22 protein-coding genes and 1 tRNA gene are annotated in these 22,572 nt (G+C 37.1%); 13 read left to right on the top strand and 10 right to left on the bottom strand.

Translation table 11 applies throughout. The features are described from left to right. Window positions 1-237 precede the first annotated feature (237 nt). Genes DHD80_RS05375 through DHD80_RS05365 form a run of 3 tightly spaced genes read right to left on the bottom strand, consistent with a single transcriptional unit; the run spans window position 238 to window position 3,191 of the window. Window positions 238-1,377: a tetratricopeptide repeat protein gene (locus DHD80_RS05375; RefSeq protein ID WP_251740120.1), complete on the bottom strand. Its 1,140-nt coding sequence runs from the start codon at window positions 1,375-1,377 to the stop codon at window positions 238-240. Beyond that, window positions 1,370-2,833, bottom strand: coding sequence for a M56 family metallopeptidase (locus tag DHD80_RS05370; RefSeq protein ID WP_251740119.1), 1,464 nt, complete (start codon window positions 2,831-2,833; stop codon window positions 1,370-1,372). Before DHD80_RS05370 ends, DHD80_RS05375 begins: the two co-directional genes overlap by 8 nt. Beyond that, a complete protein-coding gene (locus DHD80_RS05365) occupies window positions 2,823-3,191 on the bottom strand; it encodes a BlaI/MecI/CopY family transcriptional regulator (RefSeq protein WP_251740118.1) in 369 nt (122 codons plus the stop codon). Before DHD80_RS05365 ends, DHD80_RS05370 begins: the two co-directional genes overlap by 11 nt. Before the next feature lie 104 nt (window positions 3,192-3,295). Between DHD80_RS05365 and DHD80_RS05360 the strand changes: the two genes are divergently transcribed. From DHD80_RS05360 to DHD80_RS05300, 13 genes are all read left to right on the top strand, one after another. Next, the gene (locus tag DHD80_RS05360) at window positions 3,296-3,796 is read left to right on the top strand and encodes a DUF456 domain-containing protein (protein ID WP_251740117.1); all 501 of its coding nucleotides are present in this window, start codon (window positions 3,296-3,298) and stop codon (window positions 3,794-3,796) included. A 186-nt stretch (window positions 3,797-3,982) separates the two neighbouring features. Next, window positions 3,983-4,549 carry a YceI family protein gene (locus DHD80_RS05355; RefSeq protein ID WP_251740116.1) on the top strand — a complete coding sequence of 189 codons (567 nt, stop codon included), beginning with the start codon at window positions 3,983-3,985 and terminating at the stop codon, window positions 4,547-4,549. Continuing rightward, a complete protein-coding gene (locus tag DHD80_RS05350; protein WP_251740115.1) occupies window positions 4,546-5,460 on the top strand; it encodes a DUF5777 family beta-barrel protein in 915 nt (304 codons plus the stop codon). Before DHD80_RS05355 ends, DHD80_RS05350 begins: the two co-directional genes overlap by 4 nt. Before the next feature lie 25 nt (window positions 5,461-5,485). Beyond that, the gene (locus DHD80_RS05345; RefSeq protein ID WP_251740114.1) at window positions 5,486-5,932 is read left to right on the top strand and encodes a Rieske (2Fe-2S) protein; all 447 of its coding nucleotides are present in this window, start codon (window positions 5,486-5,488) and stop codon (window positions 5,930-5,932) included. A 118-nt stretch (window positions 5,933-6,050) separates the two neighbouring features. Further along, on the top strand, window positions 6,051-6,818 hold the full coding sequence (locus tag DHD80_RS05340; protein ID WP_251740113.1) for a TatD family hydrolase: 768 nt from the start codon (window positions 6,051-6,053) through the stop codon (window positions 6,816-6,818). A 49-nt stretch (window positions 6,819-6,867) separates the two neighbouring features. Beyond that, window positions 6,868-8,004 (top strand): 1-acyl-sn-glycerol-3-phosphate acyltransferase, encoded by a 1,137-nt coding sequence (locus tag DHD80_RS05335; protein WP_251740112.1) that lies wholly within the window; start codon window positions 6,868-6,870, stop codon window positions 8,002-8,004. Continuing rightward, the gene (locus DHD80_RS05330) at window positions 7,994-9,022 is read left to right on the top strand and encodes an asparaginase (RefSeq protein WP_251740111.1); all 1,029 of its coding nucleotides are present in this window, start codon (window positions 7,994-7,996) and stop codon (window positions 9,020-9,022) included. The genes DHD80_RS05335 and DHD80_RS05330 overlap by 11 nt, the downstream gene beginning before the upstream one ends. A 65-nt stretch (window positions 9,023-9,087) precedes the next feature. Next, window positions 9,088-9,175 (top strand) — tRNA-Ser (locus DHD80_RS05325). 67 nt (window positions 9,176-9,242) lie between these two features. Further along, on the top strand, window positions 9,243-10,049 hold the full coding sequence (locus DHD80_RS05320; protein WP_251740110.1) for a MotA/TolQ/ExbB proton channel family protein: 807 nt from the start codon (window positions 9,243-9,245) through the stop codon (window positions 10,047-10,049). A 13-nt stretch (window positions 10,050-10,062) separates the two neighbouring features. Next, a complete protein-coding gene (locus tag DHD80_RS05315) occupies window positions 10,063-10,500 on the top strand; it encodes a hypothetical protein (RefSeq protein ID WP_251740109.1) in 438 nt (145 codons plus the stop codon). 2 nt (window positions 10,501-10,502) lie between these two features. After that, window positions 10,503-11,117, top strand: coding sequence for a biopolymer transporter ExbD (locus tag DHD80_RS05310; RefSeq protein ID WP_251740108.1), 615 nt, complete (start codon window positions 10,503-10,505; stop codon window positions 11,115-11,117). Between the two features lie 27 nt (window positions 11,118-11,144). Continuing rightward, complete coding sequence (locus tag DHD80_RS05305; RefSeq protein ID WP_251740107.1) at window positions 11,145-11,627, top strand: biopolymer transporter ExbD; 483 nt, start codon at window positions 11,145-11,147, stop codon at window positions 11,625-11,627. 86 nt (window positions 11,628-11,713) lie between these two features. After that, window positions 11,714-12,427, top strand: coding sequence for a porin family protein (locus DHD80_RS05300; protein ID WP_251740106.1), 714 nt, complete (start codon window positions 11,714-11,716; stop codon window positions 12,425-12,427). Here the strand turns inward: DHD80_RS05300 and DHD80_RS05295 are convergent. The 7 genes from DHD80_RS05295 to frr all read right to left on the bottom strand — a co-directional run bounded on the left by DHD80_RS05295 (window position 12,422) and on the right by frr (window position 22,551). Next, complete coding sequence (locus DHD80_RS05295; RefSeq protein ID WP_251740105.1) at window positions 12,422-13,027, bottom strand: hypothetical protein; 606 nt, start codon at window positions 13,025-13,027, stop codon at window positions 12,422-12,424. The two genes, DHD80_RS05300 and DHD80_RS05295, sit on opposite strands and share 6 nt — an antisense overlap. Then, a complete protein-coding gene (rpoN, locus tag DHD80_RS05290; RefSeq protein ID WP_251740104.1) occupies window positions 13,027-14,481 on the bottom strand; it encodes an RNA polymerase factor sigma-54 in 1,455 nt (484 codons plus the stop codon). Before rpoN ends, DHD80_RS05295 begins: the two co-directional genes overlap by 1 nt. An 86-nt stretch (window positions 14,482-14,567) precedes the next feature. Further along, entirely contained in the window at window positions 14,568-15,437 is an 870-nt protein-coding gene (locus tag DHD80_RS05285) for an RluA family pseudouridine synthase (protein ID WP_251740103.1), read from the bottom strand. 3 nt (window positions 15,438-15,440) lie between these two features. Then, entirely contained in the window at window positions 15,441-16,883 is a 1,443-nt protein-coding gene (gene asnS, locus DHD80_RS05280; RefSeq protein ID WP_251740102.1) for an asparagine--tRNA ligase, read from the bottom strand. 80 nt (window positions 16,884-16,963) lie between these two features. Then, window positions 16,964-19,360, bottom strand: a complete 2,397-nt coding sequence (locus DHD80_RS05275; protein ID WP_251740101.1) for an efflux RND transporter permease subunit — start codon at window positions 19,358-19,360, stop codon at window positions 16,964-16,966. Window positions 19,361-19,435: 75 nt separating this feature from the next. Beyond that, complete coding sequence (locus tag DHD80_RS05270; RefSeq protein WP_251740100.1) at window positions 19,436-21,898, bottom strand: DUF5686 and carboxypeptidase-like regulatory domain-containing protein; 2,463 nt, start codon at window positions 21,896-21,898, stop codon at window positions 19,436-19,438. Between the two features lie 101 nt (window positions 21,899-21,999). Beyond that, the gene (gene frr / locus DHD80_RS05265) at window positions 22,000-22,551 is read right to left on the bottom strand and encodes a ribosome recycling factor (protein WP_251740099.1); all 552 of its coding nucleotides are present in this window, start codon (window positions 22,549-22,551) and stop codon (window positions 22,000-22,002) included. Between the last annotated feature and the right edge of the window lie 21 nt (window positions 22,552-22,572).

Below are 22,572 nucleotides of genomic sequence, written 5' to 3'. Positions count from 1 at the left end.
TTTAACTAGCGCAGGAAAATGGACGTATTTTTTAGAGTATCTAATTAGATGCTGAAACAAGTTCAGCATGACGGCAATTCTAAAGATCAGTATCGTCACCCTGAACTGGTTTCAGGGTCTATACTACGCAAATAAATACGTCAATGGTAACTTGTCGAAGGGCATTTCGGATGTGCTTCGACACGCCTGCCGCCGGCAGGCAGGCTCAGCAGGACACTAATATACATTAGGAATGAATTACTCAGCTTGAAAAATTTCCTTTCTTAAATCCTGAATGCGATATTCGGCAATTTTCAACATTTTTGGATCCCCGTTGTCTTTAAAAGTTTCAAAATAGTGTACATAAAGGTCAAGGATACTTTGCTTGTCTTCGTAAAAGTTATCCGCAGCGATTGCTTTTTCCAGGTACGCGCGTTCGTTAAATTGATTTTCTTCAAGAGCCTTGTTAAAAAAAGTGTATGCTAATTGATGATTTTCGAGTTGTTTATGGACGAAACCGAGATTTAAATATTCTTTATCCAGTTTTTGATCCTTGATATTCAGGGCCATATGAAAATTTAATTTAGCTTTTTCAAAATCTTTCAACTTATAGTAAATAGAACCAATTTGAGAATAATAAGAGCTATTTCCCGGCTGCATTTTCAGCAGTTTTTGATATACTTCAATCGCATCTTCTTTCCTGCCGGTATTGTTATATGCCCAGGCCAGGTGTTGTAGAACAAATTCTGTTTCCTCACCCAATGCTACCAGTTTTTCATATACCGGGATGGCTTTTTTAAATTGTAGGGAAGCTGTATATGATTGCCCGAGAATTGATAATAATGAGGTGTTCTCCGGTTTGTATTTTAAACCGGTTTTTGCAAGACTCATAGCATTAAATTCATTATTATGTGTCAGTTGATATTTGGCCGTTTTATATAATGCGGCCTGATGTGTAGAATCCAGACCCACGGTTTTAAAGAAATAATCCATAGCAGTGCTGTCTTGCTGCTTTTCTTTTACCAGCCCCAGACGATATTGGAACGAGGCATTCTGCGGATAGGTAGAAGTTAAGTGACTGAAAAGGCTGTCAGCTTCTGCCAGTTTATTTGTTTTCAACAATAATTCTCCGTAATCCATCGCGGTTAAAATATGGCCTGGATTTTCTTTTAGAACTTTTTGATAATTCTGAAGTGCCTTTACTGTATTTCCTTCTTCCTGCTGAAGTTTGGCCAGTTTGAGATGGATTTTATCTGATATTGGATTAGTGTTTTCCATCAACTTGATCGCCTCCCCGTTCTTGCCCACCCTGGCCAGGCTATCTGCAATATTCAAAGCCGAAGATTGCGCCCCGGCCTGAATACTTATAAATATAAAAAGGAATAAAATTCTATGCACCTACTTTAAAAGTTATGGGCAAGGAATACATTACGCTTACTGCTTGTCCATTTTGTGTACCTGGTTCAAATGTTGGGAGTAATTCTAAAACTCGAATAGCTTCAGCTTTAAGTTCCTCACGAGAAGCCCTAGCGTTGATATCAGTAATTTCCCCATTGGTATCAATTTTAAATTGAACGATCACGCGATTTAAACCAGTAAGTCCAAGTTCTTTGCCTAATCCGGTATTGAAATTTTTCTGAACATGCAGGCTAATTTTATCCCGGGTGCATGCTTTTCTTTCTTCTGGAGACAAGCTTTCACAATCTTTAAAAAATGGAGTTTTTTCAACTACAGCAAAAGGAACAGCAGCATAATTTTCCTGATTTCTGTTTAATTCAGATTGGTCGTTAACAGTTTCATTAAGAGAACTATTTTGTGAAGATCTCTCTTCAACAATTTGCTCACTTTGCTTTAAAAGATCTAGAAATTTGGTTTCTTGGTCTGGCGTTAACTGGCCATCATCGTGCATTTTTTCAAGAAATTGAATTAATTCCCCTTCTATGGAAACTTTTTCGGTAAGTGTATTCTCTGCTATTTGCCCGTTATCATCGGTGCAGGCGACATAGGTCAACATAGCCAATAGTAATGGAATGATCATTAAAAATTTAAATTTTGAAACGGTTTTGGATTTGTTCTTTTGTAACATAATAATTCGTTTTTTGATTAATGAATGTTTAAAAAATTGATTGATAAATGAAATATTCTGGGTGCCAAAGGCGGTATTTAAAAGCTGCTCGTAATAGGATTTTTTATCAGATTTTTTCATGGCGTTTTCATCAGCGATAAATTCATGAAGGCTAGCCAGCCTTGCCTGATAAATATAAATGAGCGGATTGAACCAAAACAACATCTTTAGGGTTTCAAAATAAAACAAGTCGGCGCTATGGTTTTGATCTATATGAACCCTTTCGTGGTTCATGATTTGTGCTTTTTGCTCTTCAGTGAGTTGATCTCCTATAAAAATTTTCCTGAAAAATGTAAATGCGGAATCACTATTTTCAACTTCATAGATCTTTATATCCCGATCACTAATCAGTTTCGACTTTTTAGCTAAGCTCATCAGCTTAAAATATTTTATTCCGAAGAAAATAAGGCTGGCTAAAACCCCCACAGCATAGATCAACAAAAAAGGATTGTAAGTAGGCTCAATTTCTGCAACTATAGGTGTAGCCTTTTTGGTATTGATCATAACTTCCGGTAACCAGATTTCGCCTATAGATTGAAAATTTCTTAGCGTTTCGGTTTTTCCCAACTGTGGGATTTTTAAAAATGGCAAAAGCATCGAAACTATTGGCGTAAGCAACAGGTACCAACGATTGTAGTTAAAAAATGTTTCCTTCTTCAATAACAATTCAAAGACCAGGAGGAAACCCATTTGAAACAGGATTACCTGAATTATATAATTAGTCATCATTTTCCTCTTTATTAATTTCCTTTAGTATATTTTCCAAATCTTTGGAATTCAAATCATTTTTCTTCATAAAAAACGAGACCATGCTTTTGAAGGACCCATTAAAATAGTTGTTCATCAACTGATTGATACTTTGATTACTATAGGTTTCTTTTTTCAAAAGCGGGAAATAATTATAACCTTTTCCCTGTTGTTTGTGATCCACAAAACCTTTCGATTCCAAAATTCTCACAATCGTGGAAACAGTATTGTAGGCAGGTTTCGGTTCTGGCATTTTTTCAATGATCGCCGCGACATTTGCTTCCTTAAGTTCCCAAAGAATATGCATTACTTCCTCTTCGGCTTTAGTGAGTTGTTTCATTTTTAAATAATTTGATAATCAAATATAAACTAAATAATTAGTTTAAACTAACAAATTAGTTAAATGTTTTTAAAAATGTAATTATCTTCATTAAAAATATCCGCATGCTAACACTAAGTTTGATCATAATTTCTTTACTACTTATGATATTGGGTTTGCTGGGCAGCTTCCTGCCGGTACTACCTGGCGTTCCTCTAAGCTGGCTTGGGTTGCTTCTCTTTTTTTTCATCCCACTGGTGCCTTTTAATTACTGGCTACTGGGAATCACCTTGCTGGTGGCCATTTTAATTTTTATACTTGACTGGATAATTCCCGCTATGGGGACAAAAAAATTTGGGGGAAGTAAAAAAGGAATGATTGGAGCAACTCTAGGATTGATTGCTGGAATTTTTACGCCCATTCCATTCGCAGTATTAATTGGGCCTTTTATTGGCGCATTTATAGGAGAACTAATAAATAGAAGCGGTTCAAAAACAGCCGGGAAAGCTGCTTTAGGTTCTTTTCTTGGAATCATGGCTTCCAGTTTTATGGAATTTGTCGTTGCATTTTCCTTTTTTGTCCTCTATCTCTATCAGTTTTGGAGTTATAGAGGAATTATCTTTTGATACCGCGCTTTTAACTAATCCTTATCCTTATTTAGTTAAAATTATGCAGGATCGATATTTTTGAACTCTTGATTCGACTATTCTAATATAATAATCTTAAAAGATAATTTTTATTTTCATTATTTTAACAAATATTATGTAAATTCCTTATTCCGTGGAAATTAAGTTATCATTAATCTAGAACTTATGATGATATTTACCAGGAGTTCTTACATTTTTCTATTTTTTGTTGTGCTATTTAGCCATCAGATTTGTGCGCAATTTTACCAAACTACTTCTGTTAATATTCAATTTTTTTCTTCTGCGCCCATTGAAGATATCAGTGCAGTCTCCAGGGAAGGGATATCAGTGTTAAATCCAGATCATGCTGAAATTTCTATAAAAGTTAAAATTCGTTCTTTCCGCTTTAGAAAAGCCCTTATGCAGGAGCATTTTAATGAAAATTATATGGAGAGTGAACGTTATCCGGAAGCCACTTTTAGAGGCAGAAGTATTGAAAAACTCAAGCTTGTTCCCGGTTCATCACAAAAAATAATTTTTCAGGGTAGCTTAATGATTCATGGTGTGGCACAGGAACGGCAAATCCCGGCTATAATAAGCTTAGCTAATGATAAAAAAACAATCCGTCTAACTTCTGAATTCGAAATAAAATGTAAAGATCACGATATTAGAATACCCAGGCTGTTATGGGAAAATATCGCTGAAACCATTGCGGTAAATGTGAATGCCAATTTTCAAATGAGATCAAAATGAAAGAGCTTTGTTTAATTGTAATTTCAACTTTTTATTTAGGCGTCAAAGCGCAGGATATTGATAGCATCATGGCTACTATCCCAGCCGAAGATAACTATAAAACCGAGGCTACTTTTAAAAGCCCCAGGTTGGTGTTGCTACAAACCAATGAAACCCAAAAAGCTAAAAATCTCGCATTTTGGGTCGGCCATAGATTTGGTGATATTGGAGGTGAATTTGGAGGTTCCCACACACTCTATGGTCTTGATGTGGCAACAGATTTATACTTAGGCTTTGATTACGGCATTACAGACCAACTTACGGTTGGAATTGGCCGGAGCAAGTTTAATGAAACGTATAACGCTTTGGTTAAATATAGGGTGTTTTGGCAGGAAGATCAAGGCCTCCCGTTTTCTGCAACATTATTTGCACAATCTGGCTGGATCACAAGAAAGCCTTTTTTTAATGATGAATTTCCTGCAGAATCTGATCGTATATCCCATTTTTTCCAGTTAATAATAGCCAGGAAATTTGGTCCGGGCATATCTCTGATGGCTACTCCCGGTTATTTATTGAGGCCTGATGCCCAGGTACAGGACCTTGATGATCGCAGTAATCTTTTTGTTTTAGGATTTGGCGGACGTTTTAAAATAATGAAACGAATTTCTATCATTGCAGATTATACCATAGTAAATGGGTTGAGCAGGCCGGATAGTTTACAAACTGACTATTTTAATCCCCTGGGAATTGGTATTGAAATTGAGACCGGGGGGCATGTATTTAGTTTAAATTTTCAGAATTCACCATATATAATAGCAAATAATTTTATTCCGAATACCACAAAAAGCTGGTCTGATGGTGGGGTGCGTTTTGGGTTTGCAATTTCGAGGAACTTTAATTTGGCACCAAAACGAGATAGCATAGATAACTGATTTTTTTTCATTTAAATATAGCATTATGAAACGAGGAGAATTTATTAATTCAATGGGAAAGGGAGTCCTGCTAGTATGTTCGGGACCCTGTTTGATGACCTCTTGTAGTAGCGATGATGGTGGGACTGATACACCCCCACCCGGAGGAGGCCCTAGCACGGTAAGTGTGAACCTTTCCATTTTGAGCAATGTTGGAGACCAGACCTCAAAGAATGGGGTTTTGTTTTTCCGGATTGGAGCCGGTAATTCTGCCAGTAATTTTATCGCAACAGAGGCGCTTTGTCCGCACCAGGGAGGAACATTAATATGGAAACAGGATAATGGATTTATTGAGTGTAACCTTCATTTTTCCCGATATGAGACAGACGGGGATGTGATCCAGGGCCCCCAGGGAGCTTCTGGGAACACAAGGGATCTTAAAATTTATCCCGTAACGATTAGCGGCGATACTATTACTGCGACGAAAAGTTAGGTGAGTCTCTCCGGCATTAAGATACTCATTGCAGTCAGAAAAGTCTCTGCATTAAAGGAATTTAGTATTTACACGTTTTCGTTTTATCAGTTTGTATTCTTCTTTTACTTTTGCAAACATGATAATTACAGATACGCATACACATTTATATAGTGATGCATTTGACGCAGATAGAAAAGAGATCATTCAGAAAGCTATTCAACATGGTGTTAAACGATTTTTTATTCCTGCCATAGATTCTGAAACAACCCAAAACATGTATGATCTGGAGAGCACCTTTCCAGATCATATTTTTTTGATGATGGGTCTTCATCCAACGCATGTAAAAGAAAACTACCTGGAAGAATTGAAACTGGTGGAAGAAGAATTGTCAAAAAGGGAATTTTTTGCCATCGGTGAAATTGGGATCGATCTCTACTGGGATAAATCTACCCTGGAAATTCAGCAGGATGCTTTTAGAAAGCAGATACAACTGGCCAAAAAATATAAGCTGCCCATCGTTATTCATTGTCGAGAAGCATTTGATGAGATTTTTGAAATTCTTGAAGAAGAAAAGGATGAAAACTTGTTCGGGATCTTTCACTGCTTTACCGGGACAAAAGAGCAGGCTGAAAAAGCCATCGCTTATAATATGAAATTGGGTATTGGGGGAGTGGTTACTTTTAAAAATGGGGGATTGAATAAATTCATCCATGAAATTCCCTTGACCCATATTGTGCTTGAAACAGATGCGCCTTATCTTGCGCCAACACCTTACCGCGGAAAAAGAAATGAACCTATCTATCTTTTAAAAGTTGCTGAAAAATTAGCAGAATTATATCAAGTACCCCTGGAAAAAATAGCTGAAGTGACCACGAGCAATTCCAAGGAAGTTTTTGGAAAATAAAGCCATTAAAAAGAAATTTTGTTCATTTGTTAAAATAATACCGAATTAAGTGCAGGATTTTGAAGAAATAAGATTTTATCATGATAATGAGGTGAACGCCGCCTTGCAGGAATATGTAAAAAATCCAATGGTTAAATCCCTGCTGAAATTTACGTTTCCCGAAAAGAGCCGCAGAGAAATTGAAGAGATTGTTTTAAGCTGTCATTCCATTAGGGATTTTCAGAGTAAAGTAATTTATAATAGCGTGGGAAGGGTTCTTGAGAAATCCAGCGAGGGATTAACCGATAGTGGTTTTGATGATCTGGAGCCAGATGAATCGTATATGTTTATTTCCAATCATCGCGATATTATTTTGGACACCTGCCTTATTAATTATGCCTTATATAATCATAATCTGGTGATGACTGCTTCTGCGATTGGTGACAACCTTGTTCAAAAACCATTTTTACTGGCATTATCAAGGCTGAATAGAAATTTTCTGGTAAGAAGGAATCAGAGTCCCAGGGAAATGTTACAAAGTAGTAACACGCTTTCTGTTTATATCAAAGATCTACTTCTCAATAAAAAAAGATCGGTTTGGATGGCACAGAGGGAAGGGAGAACGAAAGATGGCAATGATGAAACGCAACAGGGAGTTTTAAAGATGCTGGGAATGGCGAAAGGTGATTTGGATATTTTAGAATATTTATCGAGTTTGAAAATTGTCCCCATTTCCATGTCTTATGAATTCGATCCTACAGATATGCTAAAGATGCCGGAGGTGCTGGCGAAAAGATTGAAAGAGGAATACAAGAAATCTGCAAATGAAGATTTCAATAGTATCATGCAGGGCGCGTTGGGACAAAAGGGTAGGATCCATATTTCCGCGGGAAAAATCTTAAACATGTCTGATTTTTCTGAAATTTCTAATAAGAACCTCTCGGTGAATGATCAATTAAAAGAAGTAGCGAATTTAATTGATGAACGTATTCATAAGAATTTCAAACTCTGGCCTGCCAATTATATTGCCTACGATTTAATAAAAAACCAGGAGGAGTTTAAAGAACATTATACAGAAAAGCAAAAACGGCATTTTGATAGACGGGTGAGCCGAAGGGTAGACGTTAAAAATGCACTTGCTTTAAACAGTTATCTCTTAATGTATGCGAATCCAGTAATCAACAAACTGAAATTGCATGAAGTCTAGATCTCGAATTTTACTGGTATATACCGGTGGAACAATCGGGATGATTAAAGATTACGATTCCGGGGCATTAAAGTCTTTTAATTTCAACGAATTGCTTCAGAATATTCCTGAATTAAAACTTCTCGAACACGATATAGAGACCATAAGTTTCGAAACTCCCATAGATTCTTCAAATATGGATCCTAAATATTGGATTCAGATCGCCAATATCATTTTTGAAAATTATGATGACTACGATGGTTTTGTGGTATTGCATGGGAGCGATACCATGTCTTATACCGCTTCAGCATTGAGCTTTATGTTTGAAAACCTTTCTAAGCCCATCATTTTTACAGGGTCGCAATTACCCATTGGGGACCTTCGAACAGATGCAAAAGAAAACCTTATCACGAGTATACAAATTGCCGGACTCCAAAAAAACGGGAGAGCAGTTATTTCCGAAGTGGGCCTTTATTTTGAATATAAATTATATCGTGCAAACAGGACAACAAAATTAAATGCGGAACATTTTCAGGCATTTTCTTCGATGAATTTTCCACCTTTGGCTGAATCTGGTGTCTATCTTTCAGTCAATGAAAGTAATTTATGGAAGACGAATCGCAAGCAAAAGATGAAACTTCATACAGATTTTGATACGGAAATTTTAATTTTAAAACTTTTTCCGGGAATAAATGCGAGTACGGTAGAACATATTTTATCCAAGGAAAATTTAAAGGGAGTTGTACTGGAAACCTATGGGAGTGGGAACACCTCAAGTGAGCCCTGGTTCTTAAATATTTTGAAAGAAAAAGTAAGTTCTGGCCTTAGTATAATCAACGTAACTCAGTGTGTAGCAGGCAGTGTGATGATGGGTCAATACGAAACTAGCATTGGTTTAAAAAAGATTGGGGTGGTCTCGGGAAAGGATATTACAACCGAGGCAGCCGTCTCTAAATTAATGTATTTACTGGGTAAAAATTTATCCCCAAAAATCTTTAAAACGATCTTTGAAACATCTTTACGTGGCGAAATGTCTTAAAATTAACGTGGCATTCTTGATAGCCAACAATATTTTTTGTTATTTGGCGCTCCGAAACAATTTAAAGAGAGGTGGCCGAGTGGTCGAAGGCGCACGCCTGGAAAGTGTGTATACGTCACAAGCGTATCGAGGGTTCGAATCCCTTCCTCTCTGCTAAGTGTTTTTATTAAAAATAATTTATATCTTTAAACCTTTAACTAATTAATTAAGACAAACAGTAATGAAAAGATTATTTTCTATTTTGGTAATCGCCGCGATTACGGTTCTTGGGGCCAACAATTTAAAAGCGGCTAATAACGCAAACGTGTTGCCATCTACGGTTATGACTTTTGTTCAGGATGACGAAGAAACTACGACCGTTGATGATGAAATTGAAGAAGAAACCCTGGGTTTCCATCAACAATTAAAAAAGCGATTTATTGAGGGTGGACCTGCGTTCATGGGGATTGTACTCCTATGTTTGATCCTGGGGCTTGCAATCGCAATTGAGAGAATTATCTTTTTAAACCTTGCCACAACCAACACTAAGAAATTAGCGCTGGATGTAGAAGATGCTTTGAATAGCGGTGGTATTGAAGCTGCTAAGGAAGTTTGTAGAAATACATCGGGTCCTGTTGCTTCTATCTATTATCAGGGACTGGACAGGGCAGATGAAAGTATTGAAGCAGCTGAAAAAGCTGTTGTTGCTTATGGTGGCGTTCAAATGGGACAACTTGAAAAGAATGTTTCCTGGGTATCTTTATTTATCGCACTTGCTCCTATGCTTGGGTTTATGGGTACGGTAATCGGGATGATCGATGCATTTGATAAAATTGAAGCTGCCGGGGATATGAACCCTTCTTTAGTTGCGGGTGGTATTAAAATCGCACTTTTAACTACAGTATTTGGTTTGATCGTGGCGATTATTCTTCAGATTTTTTATAACTACATTATCGCTAAGATTGATAGTATCGTAAATGATATGGAAGATGCTTCTATCACTTTAATCGATATGCTTGTAGCTTATAAGACTAAAAAAAGAATTTAAGACTAAATAAATTATGACTTTACATAAAGTATTAAAATATCTGGCACTTGTTATTGGAGTGATAGGAATGATCTTTCTGGGAAGGATTATTGCTACCGGTGACACCGCCATCAAAGCCTCCGCAGATTTGCAGGGTAGCCATCTTGATCCTTACATGTGGGTTGCTTATATAGTTTTACTAATCGTCATTGTATTGGTAGCTATTTATGTGATAATTGGCTTGTTTAGAGGAAATATTAAGAACACTTTGATTGCTATTGGCTCATTTCTTGCGGTTATTGGCATAGCGTATGTTCTTAGTGACGGGACGCAGCAAATCCTTAAAGATGGTACTACGCTTTCAGCGTCGGGAGATCATTGGGTTGGCGCAGGATTAATAACCTTTTACATCCTGGGTGGTATTGCTATCCTAGCAATGGTACTCTCAGGAGTGAAAAAATTAGCTAAATAATTATGGCAAGGAGATCAGCACCGGAAGTTAATGCAGGTTCCATGGCAGATATCGCCTTCTTGCTACTTATCTTTTTCCTGGTAACAACTACCATCGAAACTGATAGTGGTATTAGTAGGAGATTACCTGAATGGCAGGATGAGAAACAGGACCCACCGGATATCAAGCAAAGAAATATCTTTGAAGTCCTTGTTAACAGTAATAATCAATTACTGGTTGAAGATGAGGAAATGGCTTTGAAAGATTTGCGCAAGGCAGCAGTTGAATTTCTGGACAATGGAGGAGGAACAGGTGATGAAGCCTGTGATTTTTGTCAGGGTGCAGGAGCTGATAACTCTTCAGTAAATCCTAAAAAGGCAGTTATTTCCCTGGTGAATAACCGTGGAACTGAATATGGGACTTATATTGCTGTTCAAAATGAACTGGTTGCGGCATATAATGAACTTAGGGACCGCGAGGCTCTAAGAATGTTTGGAACTACATTTACTCAAATGGAAGCTAATTATAATGATCCTAAATACAATGGGGACAAAGACGCTTTAGAAGAAAAAATTTCAGTGATCAAAAATATGATCCCCCAAATTCTTTCTGAAGCTGAACCTATGACTTCAAGCTAGGAATGCTAACAAGAAAACAATTTAATTATGTCTAAATTTAAAAAGAAAAAATCTGGAGATTTGCCTGCGATCAACACGGCATCTTTACCTGATATTGTTTTCATGCTCCTGTTTTTCTTTATGGTTGCTACGGTAATGCGTGAAAATACGTTGATGATCGAAAATAGACTTCCTTTTGCAGATCAGGTTGAAAAACTTGATAAAAAGGATTTGATCATGTATATCTACGCAGGGAAACCAAGTAAAAGATATCAAAAAACATATGGCTCAGAAGCCCGTATCCAGTTGAATGATAAATTTGCCAGTGTTTCTGAAATACAGCAATTCATATATTCTGAAAGGGAATCTAAAAGGGAAGAACTTATTCCTTATTTAACCACCGCGTTAAAAGTGGATAGAGAAACCAATATGGGTCTTGTATCAGATATTAAACAGGAATTGAGAAAAGCTGAAGCTCTAAAAATTAACTATACAACTGTTAAGGGAGCTGCAAATCAGAATATAAAATAGAAATATTTTTGATCTTATAAAAAAACATCCTGCTCTGGGTTACACCAGACAGGATGTTTTTTTATATTTAAACTTTACTATCCTTTATGACCAGGAACCTAATTGCGCTGATTTTTATGTTAATGCCCATTTTATCCTTTTCTCAGGATGAGGAACGGCATTATGAAATATCAGATTCTATTCCTTTTACAATTGACAGTTTATACAGGGAAGATCAATTCTACATAGGCTTTAGTTTTAATCTGGTCACTAATTTACCTAAAGAGGTTTCCCAGGAAAGTTTCTCTGGAGGGATTCATGTTGGATTTATTAGGGATTTTCCACTCAATGAGAGAAGAAATATTGCTCTGGGAATAGGGGCCGGCTGGTCTATAAACAGCTATGGTCAGAACCTGGCGATCCAGAAAGGCGAAAATGGGGAAACAAGCTTTTCAAGTCTGGAAAACTTAAATTATACCACGAATAGATTTACTACTCAACTGTTAGAAATGCCCATTGAATTTAGATGGAGAACCTCTACCCCCGAAACTTATAAGTTTTGGAGGATTTACACTGGGTTTCGATTGGGATACATGTATAACTTCCGCAGTAATTATAAGAATGGCTCAACTCAGATAATTTTAAATGATATTCCCGAACTGAATAGATTTAGATTGGGTACAACGTTCACCTTTGGTTATAACACCTTTAATTTCCAGTTCTATTATGCATTAAATCCGTTCTTTAAGGATGCATTCTTAAATGAGAAACCTATTGATATGACTACGCTTCAAATAGGGTTAAACTTTTATATACTATAGCCAGAATTTGAGTACGATGATTTGAGGAGCTATTCCAATAACTAATCCCAGAAATAATTCCCATGGCGTATGGGCTTTATAATAAAGTCGTGAGGAAGCAGTAAGTCCGGTAGCGATTATTAAAAAGCAGATGGTGTAAATAAAATAAAGGTGGAAATAAATACAAAAGGCAACGAAGAACATTAGTAGTCCGCCGATTCCCATCATATGTAAACTTATTTTCAGTTTTAAAAAGGTAAGAATATAAGCGATAAGGGTAGAAGCTAATATTCCAACGAAGTAAAAATAGAGTGCTGGATAATTATAAACGTTTAGTATCTGGTAAAGCACCATAAAGCATAGCAGGCTAAAAAAGAACAGTGGCCATCTCCTCTCCGCAACGTTCCTTAAAAAAACATTGCTTGCTTTTCCTAAATTTTTTAGTAGGAAATAAAAAACAATAGGGATGAAAATGGTGATAATTGCAATTGCTAAAAGCTTGGCTTTAACAATATCTTCTGGAAAGTACCGGGGAATTAATAAGAAATAGAGCAAACTCCCCAAAAATGGCATCCAAACCGGGTGAAATAGATAAGAAGCGAGTTTTAAAACCTGTTTCATTAAATCTCTTTACGAAGTCTTGCCACAGGAATATCCAGTTGTTCGCGATACTTTGCAACCGTTCTTCTGGCAATGGGATAACCTTTTTCTAATAAAACCTTCGCCAGTTTTTCATCGGTTAAAGGTTTTCTTTTATTTTCCTCTTCTATAGACATTTCAAGGATCTTTTTAATCTCTCTGGTTGAAACTTCTTCTCCCTGGTCATTGGTCATCGATTCAGAAAAGAATTCCTTGATCAGTTTTGTGCCATACGGCGTATCCACATATTTTGAATTGGCCACCCTGGAAACTGTGGAAACATCCATTTCAATTTCATCAGCGATATCTTTAAGGATCATAGGGCGCAAATTTCGCTCGTCTCCGGTTAAGAAATATTCTTTTTGATAGTTCATAATAGAACTCATAGTCACCATCAATGTTTGCTGCCTTTGCTTGATCGCTTCTATAAACCACTTGGCAGCATCCAGTTTCTGCTTTATGAACATTACCGCATCCTTCTGTGCCTTGGTTTTTTCTTTGGCTTCCTTGTATCCTTTCATCATGTTGCTGTAATCCCTGGAAATATGCATTTCCGGAGCATTTCGCCCATTTAAGGTCAACTGCAGTTCACCATCTTCAATTTTAATGGCAAAATCTGGGATTACATGCTCGACCATGCGCAAATTTCCGGCGAAAGAACCACCCGGTTTAGGATTTAAGTGTTCAATCACTTCAATGGCGTCACGCAATTCATCCTCCGTTATATCATGACGGGAAAGTAATTTTTTATAATGCTTTTTACTGAACTGGTCAAAAGAGCGTTCCATAATATCCAAGGCAAGAGCGACAGATTTAGTAGATTCCTTTCTTCGCAATTGAATTAGTAAGCATTCTTGAAGACTTCTGGCTCCTACGCCAGCAGGATCCAGTTTTTGTACTTTATTGAGCACATTCTCAACAGTTTCTTCATCGGTATAAATATTCATGGTAAAGGCCAAATCATCCACAATATCCATGATATCACGGCGAATGTATCCGCTTTCATCAACACTTCCTACAAGAAATTCAGCGATTTCCTTCTCAATTTCACTAAAACGGAAGGTATTGAGCTGAGTTATTAAGTGTTGGGTAAAAGAAGTCCCTGCAGCATACGGAACGTGTTTGTCCTCATCATCTGCACTGTAATTATTGGACTGAAGGCGATAACTTGGAATTTCATCATCACTTAAATATTCATCTATATCAATTTCAGTTTCAATAGATTCATAATCTTCTTCATCAGAGTTTTCATTGCTCATTTCATCATACTCATCAACCCTTTCTTCTTTCCCGTCTTCCAATGCCGGATTCTCTTCCATTTCCTGTTTAATTCGTTGTTCAAAAGCCATCGTGGGCAATTGAATTAACTTCATCAACTGGATTTGTTGTGGAGATAATTTCTGGGATAATTTAAAATTTAATTGTTGTTTAAGCATAATAAAAACTATGTCCTTCATAACAAAAATAAGGAAAATACAAGCCAAAATGTGTTTGGCACGACAACTGTGGTGGTAAACTTTTGTTAATGTGAACCTTTGAGATTCTTAAGATTTCTGAATTTTTTGGGTAGGGGTAGGGAAAATTGAAGTTGTTCTGATGTAAGGGGGTGTTGAAATTTTAATTTCCGGGCAAAAAGAAAAAGACTTTTCCCTTTAAAAAATTCAGAATGTATATTCGAATAAATCTTGTCCCCCACAAGTGGATAACCAGAGTCTGATAAATGAATTCTTATTTGATGGGTTCTGCCAGTTTCCGGTTTAGCTCTTATTAAGGTATAATTCATACCGTCAATTTTATAGGATGCTAAAACTGTTACTATGGTTTTGGATTTTTTCCCCTGAATTGGAATTTCAATATTTTTAGTTCCATCCAGTTTTCCATAGACGAGCGCCACATATTCTTTTTCGATACATTTATTCTGAAAGTCCTGCTGGAGTTTACGTAAAGAGGTTTGGGTTTTAGCACATACAACTAAACCGGAGGTGGAACTATCTAAACGGTGCGCAGGAAGTGGATTATTTAATGCATCAGTTTCTCCCGAGAATTTAAGATTATAAGGCAAACAATTTTCCAGTGTTTTAAAGAAATTACCGCTTGTGGGCAAACCAGGAGGTTTATTTACAACAGCCACAAATTCATCTTCGAAAAGCACTGGAATTTGAAGTTCAAAAATCTTGTTTACTTGGTTGTCTTGTAATAAATCTATTTGCATTCCTTTTTCAACCCACAAAGAAGTTGTGGCAGGAATCCCATCAACTAAGATTTGTTTTTTCTTTATTGCTTTTTTGAGGGAACTTTTTGTAGGGCAGTTTATAAAAATGGAAACCGCATATTCCTGCAATCTAATTTTTTGGGAGACTGCAGGAACAATATGCGTTTCGAGTATTTTCAAAATTTAGAATTCTGCGTTCTGTGGAGTTCTGGGGAAAGGAATTACGTCCCTGATATTAGACATTCCGGTGGCAAATTGTACCAGTCTTTCAAAACCGAGGCCAAATCCACTATGCACACAGGTACCAAATTTTCGCGTATCTAGGTACCACCAAAGTTCTTCCTCAGGAATATTTAATTCCTGCATTTTTTCTTTCAAAACATCCAGTCTTTCTTCCCGCTGGCTTCCACCAACGATCTCACCAATCCCGGGGAAAAGAATATCCATCGCCCGTACGGTTTTTCCATCTTCATTTAATCTCATATAGAAAGCCTTGATCTTCGCAGGATAATCAAAAAGTATGACCGGAGATTTAAAATGCTTTTCTACCAGAAAGCGCTCATGTTCACTTTGAAGATCGGCGCCCCATTCTTCAATAATATAGTTGAATTTCTTCTTTTTATTTGGCTTGGAATTCTTCAGTATTTCGATCGCCTCCGTATAACTAACTCTTTTAAAGTTATTATCCAGAACGAAATTCAATTTCTCCAGAAGGTCCATTTCACTGCGTTCCAGTTTAGGCTTGGCATTATTTTCAGTGACAAAACGCTTATTTAAAAATTCCAGGTCTTCCTGGCAATTTTCAAGTACATATTTAATCACATATTTAATGAAATCTTCCGCAAGGTCCATATTTCCGTCCAGGTCACAAAAGGCAACTTCGGGTTCAATCATCCAAAATTCAGCTAAATGCCGGGAAGTATTTGAATTCTCTGCCCTAAACGTTGGGCCAAACGTATAAACCTGCCCTAAGGCCAAAGCAAAAGTTTCTGCTTCTAACTGTCCGGAAACTGTAAGATTGGTTTCCTTTCCGAAGAAATCATCTTTATAATTGATAGAGCCATCTTCATTTTTTGAAGGATTTTTTAAATCCATCGCAGTCACTTTAAACATTTCCCCGGCACCTTCAGCATCACTACCCGTGATAATTGGAGTATTTACATAATAAAAATTCTTTTCCTGAAAATATTTATGCACGGCAAAAGAAAGTTTGCTCCGTAGCCTCATCACTGCTCCGAAAGTATTTGTTCTTACGCGTAAATGAGCCTGTTCCCGAAGTTTTTCAAGACTATGCTTTTTTGGGGATAAGATGGTTAATTTCACCTCGTCGGGATTGGCATCGCCCAGAATTTTTAATTCCTGCACTTCAACTTCAACCCGTTGCTGACTTCCCTGACTCTCCTGTAACGTTCCTTTTACTGAAATTGCTGCTCCCACATTAATCCTTTTCAGCGTTTCTTCGGAAGTGTTTTCAAAATCTATGACACACTGAAGGTTATTTATGGTAGATCCATCATTTAAAGCAATGAACCGGTTGCTGCGAAAAGAACGCACCCAACCCCTAATATGAAATTCCTGTAAAAACTGATCGCTTTCTAATATTTCAGCGATTTTGGCTTGAATCATTTCTTCAAAAATTTTAAGGGACAAAGATAGTTTTTCGCATGAAGCTTAACAAGTATGCGGCTTCCTAAAGTCCGGGATATTTAAATTAATTCTTCCGGCTCATCTTCGGTTTCGATGATCTTCATGGCCGGTTCTTTTAAGACCTCTTTATTAGCGATACTGCGTTCCAACGAAAGCAGCATACTTGGTAGTAACAAAAGATTTGAAAGCATGGCAAAAAGCAGGGTGGCCGATACAAGGCCACCCAAAGCAACGGTTCCCCCAAAACTACTGATCATAAATACGGAAAATCCAAAGAATAAAACAATGGATGTATAAAACATGCTTACGCCGGTTTCACGTAAAGCCGCATACACCGAACGTTTAATTTTCCAGTCATTAACTTTAAGTTCCTGCCTGTATTTTGCCAGAAAGTGAATCGTGTCATCTACTGATATCCCAAAAGCAATACTAAAAACCAAAATTGTAGAAGGTTTAATGGGTACTCCCAAAAAGCCCATCATCCCTGCGGTTATTAATAAAGGTAAAAGGTTGGGCACAAGCGAAATCAAGATCATTCTAAAACTTCTAAACATCCAGGCCATAAGGATTGCAATTAAAAAAATTGCCAAACCAAGTGAGATGATAAGGTTCTTAACCAAATACGTTGTTCCTTTTTGAAATAATAAAGCTTTTCCGGTTAAATTCACGTCATATCTTTCCGGTGGAAAAATTTTCTCGATCTGCGGAATTAGATCTTCTTCAATTTCCTCCATTTTTTCAGTTCCCACATCTTTCATAAAAGTGGTGATGCGGGCGTACTGTCCGGTTGAATCTACATAAGATTGCAACAAACTCTCTTCTGAAGCGATTCCTTTGGCATAGGGGAGAATAAAATTCTGCTCCTGTGAAGTTGGTAACTGATAATATTTTGGATTTCCATTATAATAAGCCTGTTTAGAATACTTCGCGAGCCTGGTGACTGAAAGTGGGTTAGATAATTCAGGAATATCTTTAATGATATCTTCAAGTTTATCCATTCGCTTAAGGGTGGAAAGTTTCAGGACACTTTTTGGTTTTTTTGCATCGATAAAAATTTCCAATGGCATCACCCCATCAAATTCTTGTTCAAAGAACTTTACGTCTTCAAAGAATTGGGTATTATGTGGCATGTCTTCCAGTAAACTTCCGGAGATCTTAATATTATAAATTCCAATAATGCTTAAAACCAGAAGTGCTATTGAAGAAATATAAATAGTGATCCTCTTTTTTCTTACCATTTTCTCCATCCAGTGTACAAACCCGCCAATCCATCGCTTGTTCAAATGCCTTAAATGCCTGTCTTTGGGAGTTTGTAGATAGCTGTAAATAATTGGAATGATCAGCAAGCTTAAAACAAAGATCGCCAGGATATTGATGGAAGCGACAACTCCAAATTCCCTGAGCAATTTACTATCTGTCAAAATAAAAGTAGCAAAACCGGAAGCCGTGGTTAAGTTGGTCATCAAAGTTGCATTCCCTATTTTGGTAATTACCCGTTGTAAGGATTTCGCCTGGTTCCCGTGATTTTGAATCTCCTGCTGATATTTATTAATTAGAAAAATACAGTTTGGAATTCCAATTACAATAATAAGCGGAGGAATAAGCGCCGTTAAAATGGTGATCTCGTAATTGAGCAGGCCAATAAAACCAAAAGCCCACATTACCCCGATACAAACGGTAAACATGGAAATAAGCGTGGCGCGTATCGACCTAAAGAAGAAAAAGAATATTAAAGAAGTTACCACTAAGGCTGCCAGGATAAAAAGGCCAATTTCGTCGATGATGTTTTGAGAATTCAGCGTACGTATATAGGGCATGCCTGAAATTCGCACATCGATACCATAGTCTGCTTCGAATTTCTCGATGAGCGGATTTAATTCTTCCAGCACAAAAATCTTTCTGGCTTTTGTATTTACCAGTTCCTGGTTAAGATAAAGGGCAGATTGTATCGTATTGGAATGGGAACTGTAAACCAGATTTTCGTAAAAGGGAAGTTCGGTAAAAAGTTTATTTTCAAAATCCTTCAGCTGAATACTATCCGGGCTGTTGGTTTTCAGAATCGGAACCATTTCAAACCGCTTGGGATTTTCACGCTTTTTCAGCTCCTTTAAACTTGCAGGCGAAATGATATAATCAACTTCAGGATATTTGGTAAGCCTATCGGTTAAAGCATTCCAGGCTTTAAATTTCTCAGTATTAAAAAGTGCAGAATCTTTTACCCCCAAAAGGATAAGGTTTCCCTCTTCGCCAAACCTGTTCAAAAAATCCTGATATACCACATTTACCGGATGCTCATCTGGCATGAGGTTAGCTTCCGTAAAAGAGAAACGCATGTTTTTCCATTGAGTACTAAGCAGAATCGTAATTATGGCAATTATTACCATGATCACTATGCGATTTCTTAAAATTAAGCGAGCGATGGAATTCCAAAATCCAAAGCTAAAAATCTTATGCATGTTAGTTTTTTAGCGGCGCAAAGGTAAAAAATAGGTACGAAACCATTTGGCTTTAAGATATTAATCTTTTAGCACCTATAACTCAAGAATGAGCGTGAATTTAAATGAAAAATTCTCCTTAAAAGTTGGCAGGTGATAAGCACCATATCTATAAGCAGTGCTTAGCCCAAAACCGGCAAATATTTTATTAAGTTCCATCCCAACTTCAGAGAAACCTTTATCTAAAGTATCAAATTCAATATTGATATGATCCTGTGGGTTTTGAAAATCCCCGATCGCAAACCTGGAAATAAAAACAAGTTCAGGTTTTAGTTGCTCGGTGATATTAAATGGTCTCAATTGATGTCTCACATGGAACATGGCCTGTCTATCACTAAAGAATTCATTAAAATACATGGTTTCAAAACTATTTCGACCCGCAACGGAAAATCTTTGAAAAATTTCCAGCTCATTGGGATTGTTGGGAAAGGAATGAAAGGCATGGGTTAAAGGGAAATCTCCAAAAACATAGTTTCCTTCCAGAATAAATTCGGTCCGTGATTTGTCCAGTCTTTTAATTTCATGATCTGCCCTAACCCCCAATCTGGTAAAAGTAAAATCACCATCTGCTAAATTCCTGAAAGACTGTTCGATTTGACCGGTAAACTGCGGAAAGTTTTTTTCAGTCATTACAGTTCTATCCGGAGTGCTGAGATATTTAGAAAATGGTCGCCACAAAAATGAAAATATCGCGGTAGATAAATTATAATCGCTAAACAACTGGTCATTGTATAAATACTGGTAATCCTGAATTTGTGTGATCTCATCCCTTTTCAACCTTAATTCGCCATTAAAATTTGAAGTGATTTGATGCTCAATTCCCGTCCAGTAAGTTTGATAAGTATAGAAAAAATCAGCATTTACAGACCGCGGCTCTATAAGCGAAAAAGGATTGTCCCCTTTCAAAAATTTGACTGATCCTGTTTCATCAATGTCTTTAGAAACATAAAATTTGAGCGTGGTAGACGTTCGGGGATTGAGATAAAAATTTGCGCCGGCTCCATATTTTAAGGCCTCATCACCAAAACCATAGGTGGTATAGCCTTCCAGGCTAAAATTTTCAAATAATTTCTCATTTGTTCTAAGGCCTAAACCTAAACGAAGCCCTTCATAAACATTCGTTTTGAAAATTTTGCTGATATCCAGGTCAACAATCCCAATAGGATAATAACCTCTGGAAATAGCATCTTTCACCTGTAATTTTCGTTTTACATTCCCGCTTTGGATGAGGGAGTCTACTTTTGCTTTCGCCGCCATATCTCGATTTGTAAACGGAATTAGCCTTTCAGTTTCCCAAAAATCAGGTTTTCTCTCCGTAGCTTCCAGATTTACCATAATTTTAGCAATCCTTCTTTTTTCGTAAGGTTCTCCGGGAATTAAAATTTCCTCATTTTTTGAGCTGACCGTAAGATACAGGTCATTGGGTAGAATTGGTGATTTAAGAAGTCTTTGGAAAAACCCTCTTTTTTGTTGAATAGCCCCTACACTTATTGACCCCCCAAAAATGGCAATTTCCTTACCTCCTTTTCCCGGTCTAATTGTTGTTTCCTGTGTAGATGGAAACCAGATATTTTCCTCTTTTAGATAGGTATAACTATGGTCTACCTGCAGTTTGATCGCTCCCAGCAATTGCGCGGTAGCTTTTTGAATCGCATAGGTTTCTGTGTCCAGATATAGAATTCCTTCCAGGCCCGCAACGATCCTATCCCTTTTCGGTTTAAAATAGATCATATAAGCAGGACGATTGCCCTGGATGGTATCCAGAATTTTAAAAGAGTAATTTTCCAGTGCTTCGCGTCCCAATGGAGAAGCATATTCTGTTTTAAAAAGGGAATAGTTGTTTTTATAGAGCGAAAAAGGATTTACCTCAAGCGCCAGCACCTCATAAACAGGATTTTCAAAACCGGCCGTTTCTACACCTTCAACAACTTCAATAGTTCCTTTTCCTTTTTCAAAATAATGGGTTGATGCTTTTTCAGATAAATAAGCCCGGCCGTCATTTAAAATTGTTTCAATTTCTGCGGAAGTAGAATCAGCTGAAAGATTTAAATCTCCGGTCTCATTATCGACAATAAATTTTGTGTAGCTCTTATAACTGAAGTTTTCCAGGTACTTTTCAGGATCGTTTCGATTTTTGTTGTCTAAAGCTTTCTGAATAATAGTATTGGCAGGATTTGGTCCAGCAGAAATAACCACCTCATTCAAATTTTGCATGGAAGGCTTTAAACTAATCTCAATAAAAATTGTAGCTGTGTAAAGTGTGGTTTTCCTACTCTGAAAACCTATATAGGAAATAGAAATCTCTACGGAATCTTTCTCTACAGGAAGTTGAAAACTACCGTCGATATTAGTGAGAATTGTGGTTCCTTCTGAAGTTTCAATGTGTGCGTAGGGAAGTGGTTCCCTGTTTTCCTGGTTTAAAATTCTTCCTTTAATAATTCCTTGGGCACATAGCGAAAAGTTGCAGATAAGAAAAAGGACCAGGAGAATTGACCGCATTGATATAATTTGGGATTAAATTACGTTTTTAATAAAAAATGCCGGAGAAAAACTAAGATATTTTAGTTTGCCCCGGCATGATGCTTTTAAGAGTGTATCTTTTATACAGTCATGATCTCTTTTTCTTTCACATTAAAGATTTCATCGATCTTGCTAATGTGACTATCCGTTAACTCCTGAATCTCTGCTTCAGCATTTTTTAAGAGATCTTCAGAAATATCCAACTTCTTCAATTCGTTATTTGCGTTTTTACGATCATTTCTTACCCCAACTTTTGCATCTTCCGCTTCAGCTTTTGCCTGTTTTGAAAGTTGTATCCTTCTTTCCTCAGTTAAGGGTGGTACGTTAATGATTACGCTTTCCCCATTATTCATAGGATTAAATCCAAGGTTTGCGTGCATAATCCCTCTTTGAATTTCACCAATCATACTTTTTTCAAAAGGTTGGATGCTAAGCGTCCTGGCATCTGGAGTATTCACATTCGCCACTTGTTGTAATGGTGTTTGAGATCCATAATATTCTACCATTACACTCCCCAGCATACTCGGGCTGGCTTTCCCGGCGCGAATATTTGTAAGTTGTTTTCTTAGGTGAGAGATAGCTTTTTCCATCCCTTCTTTGGTTTCCTCCAGAATAAATTCAACTTCGTCCATGCTAATATATTTTTTCTGTTT

Source organism: Gramella sp. AN32 (genome assembly GCF_023718305.1).
Taxonomy (GTDB): Bacteria; Bacteroidota; Bacteroidia; order Flavobacteriales; family Flavobacteriaceae; genus Christiangramia; species Christiangramia antarctica.
Note: the sequence above shows the minus strand (reverse complement) of the source record. Positions and strands in the feature narration are given on the sequence as shown.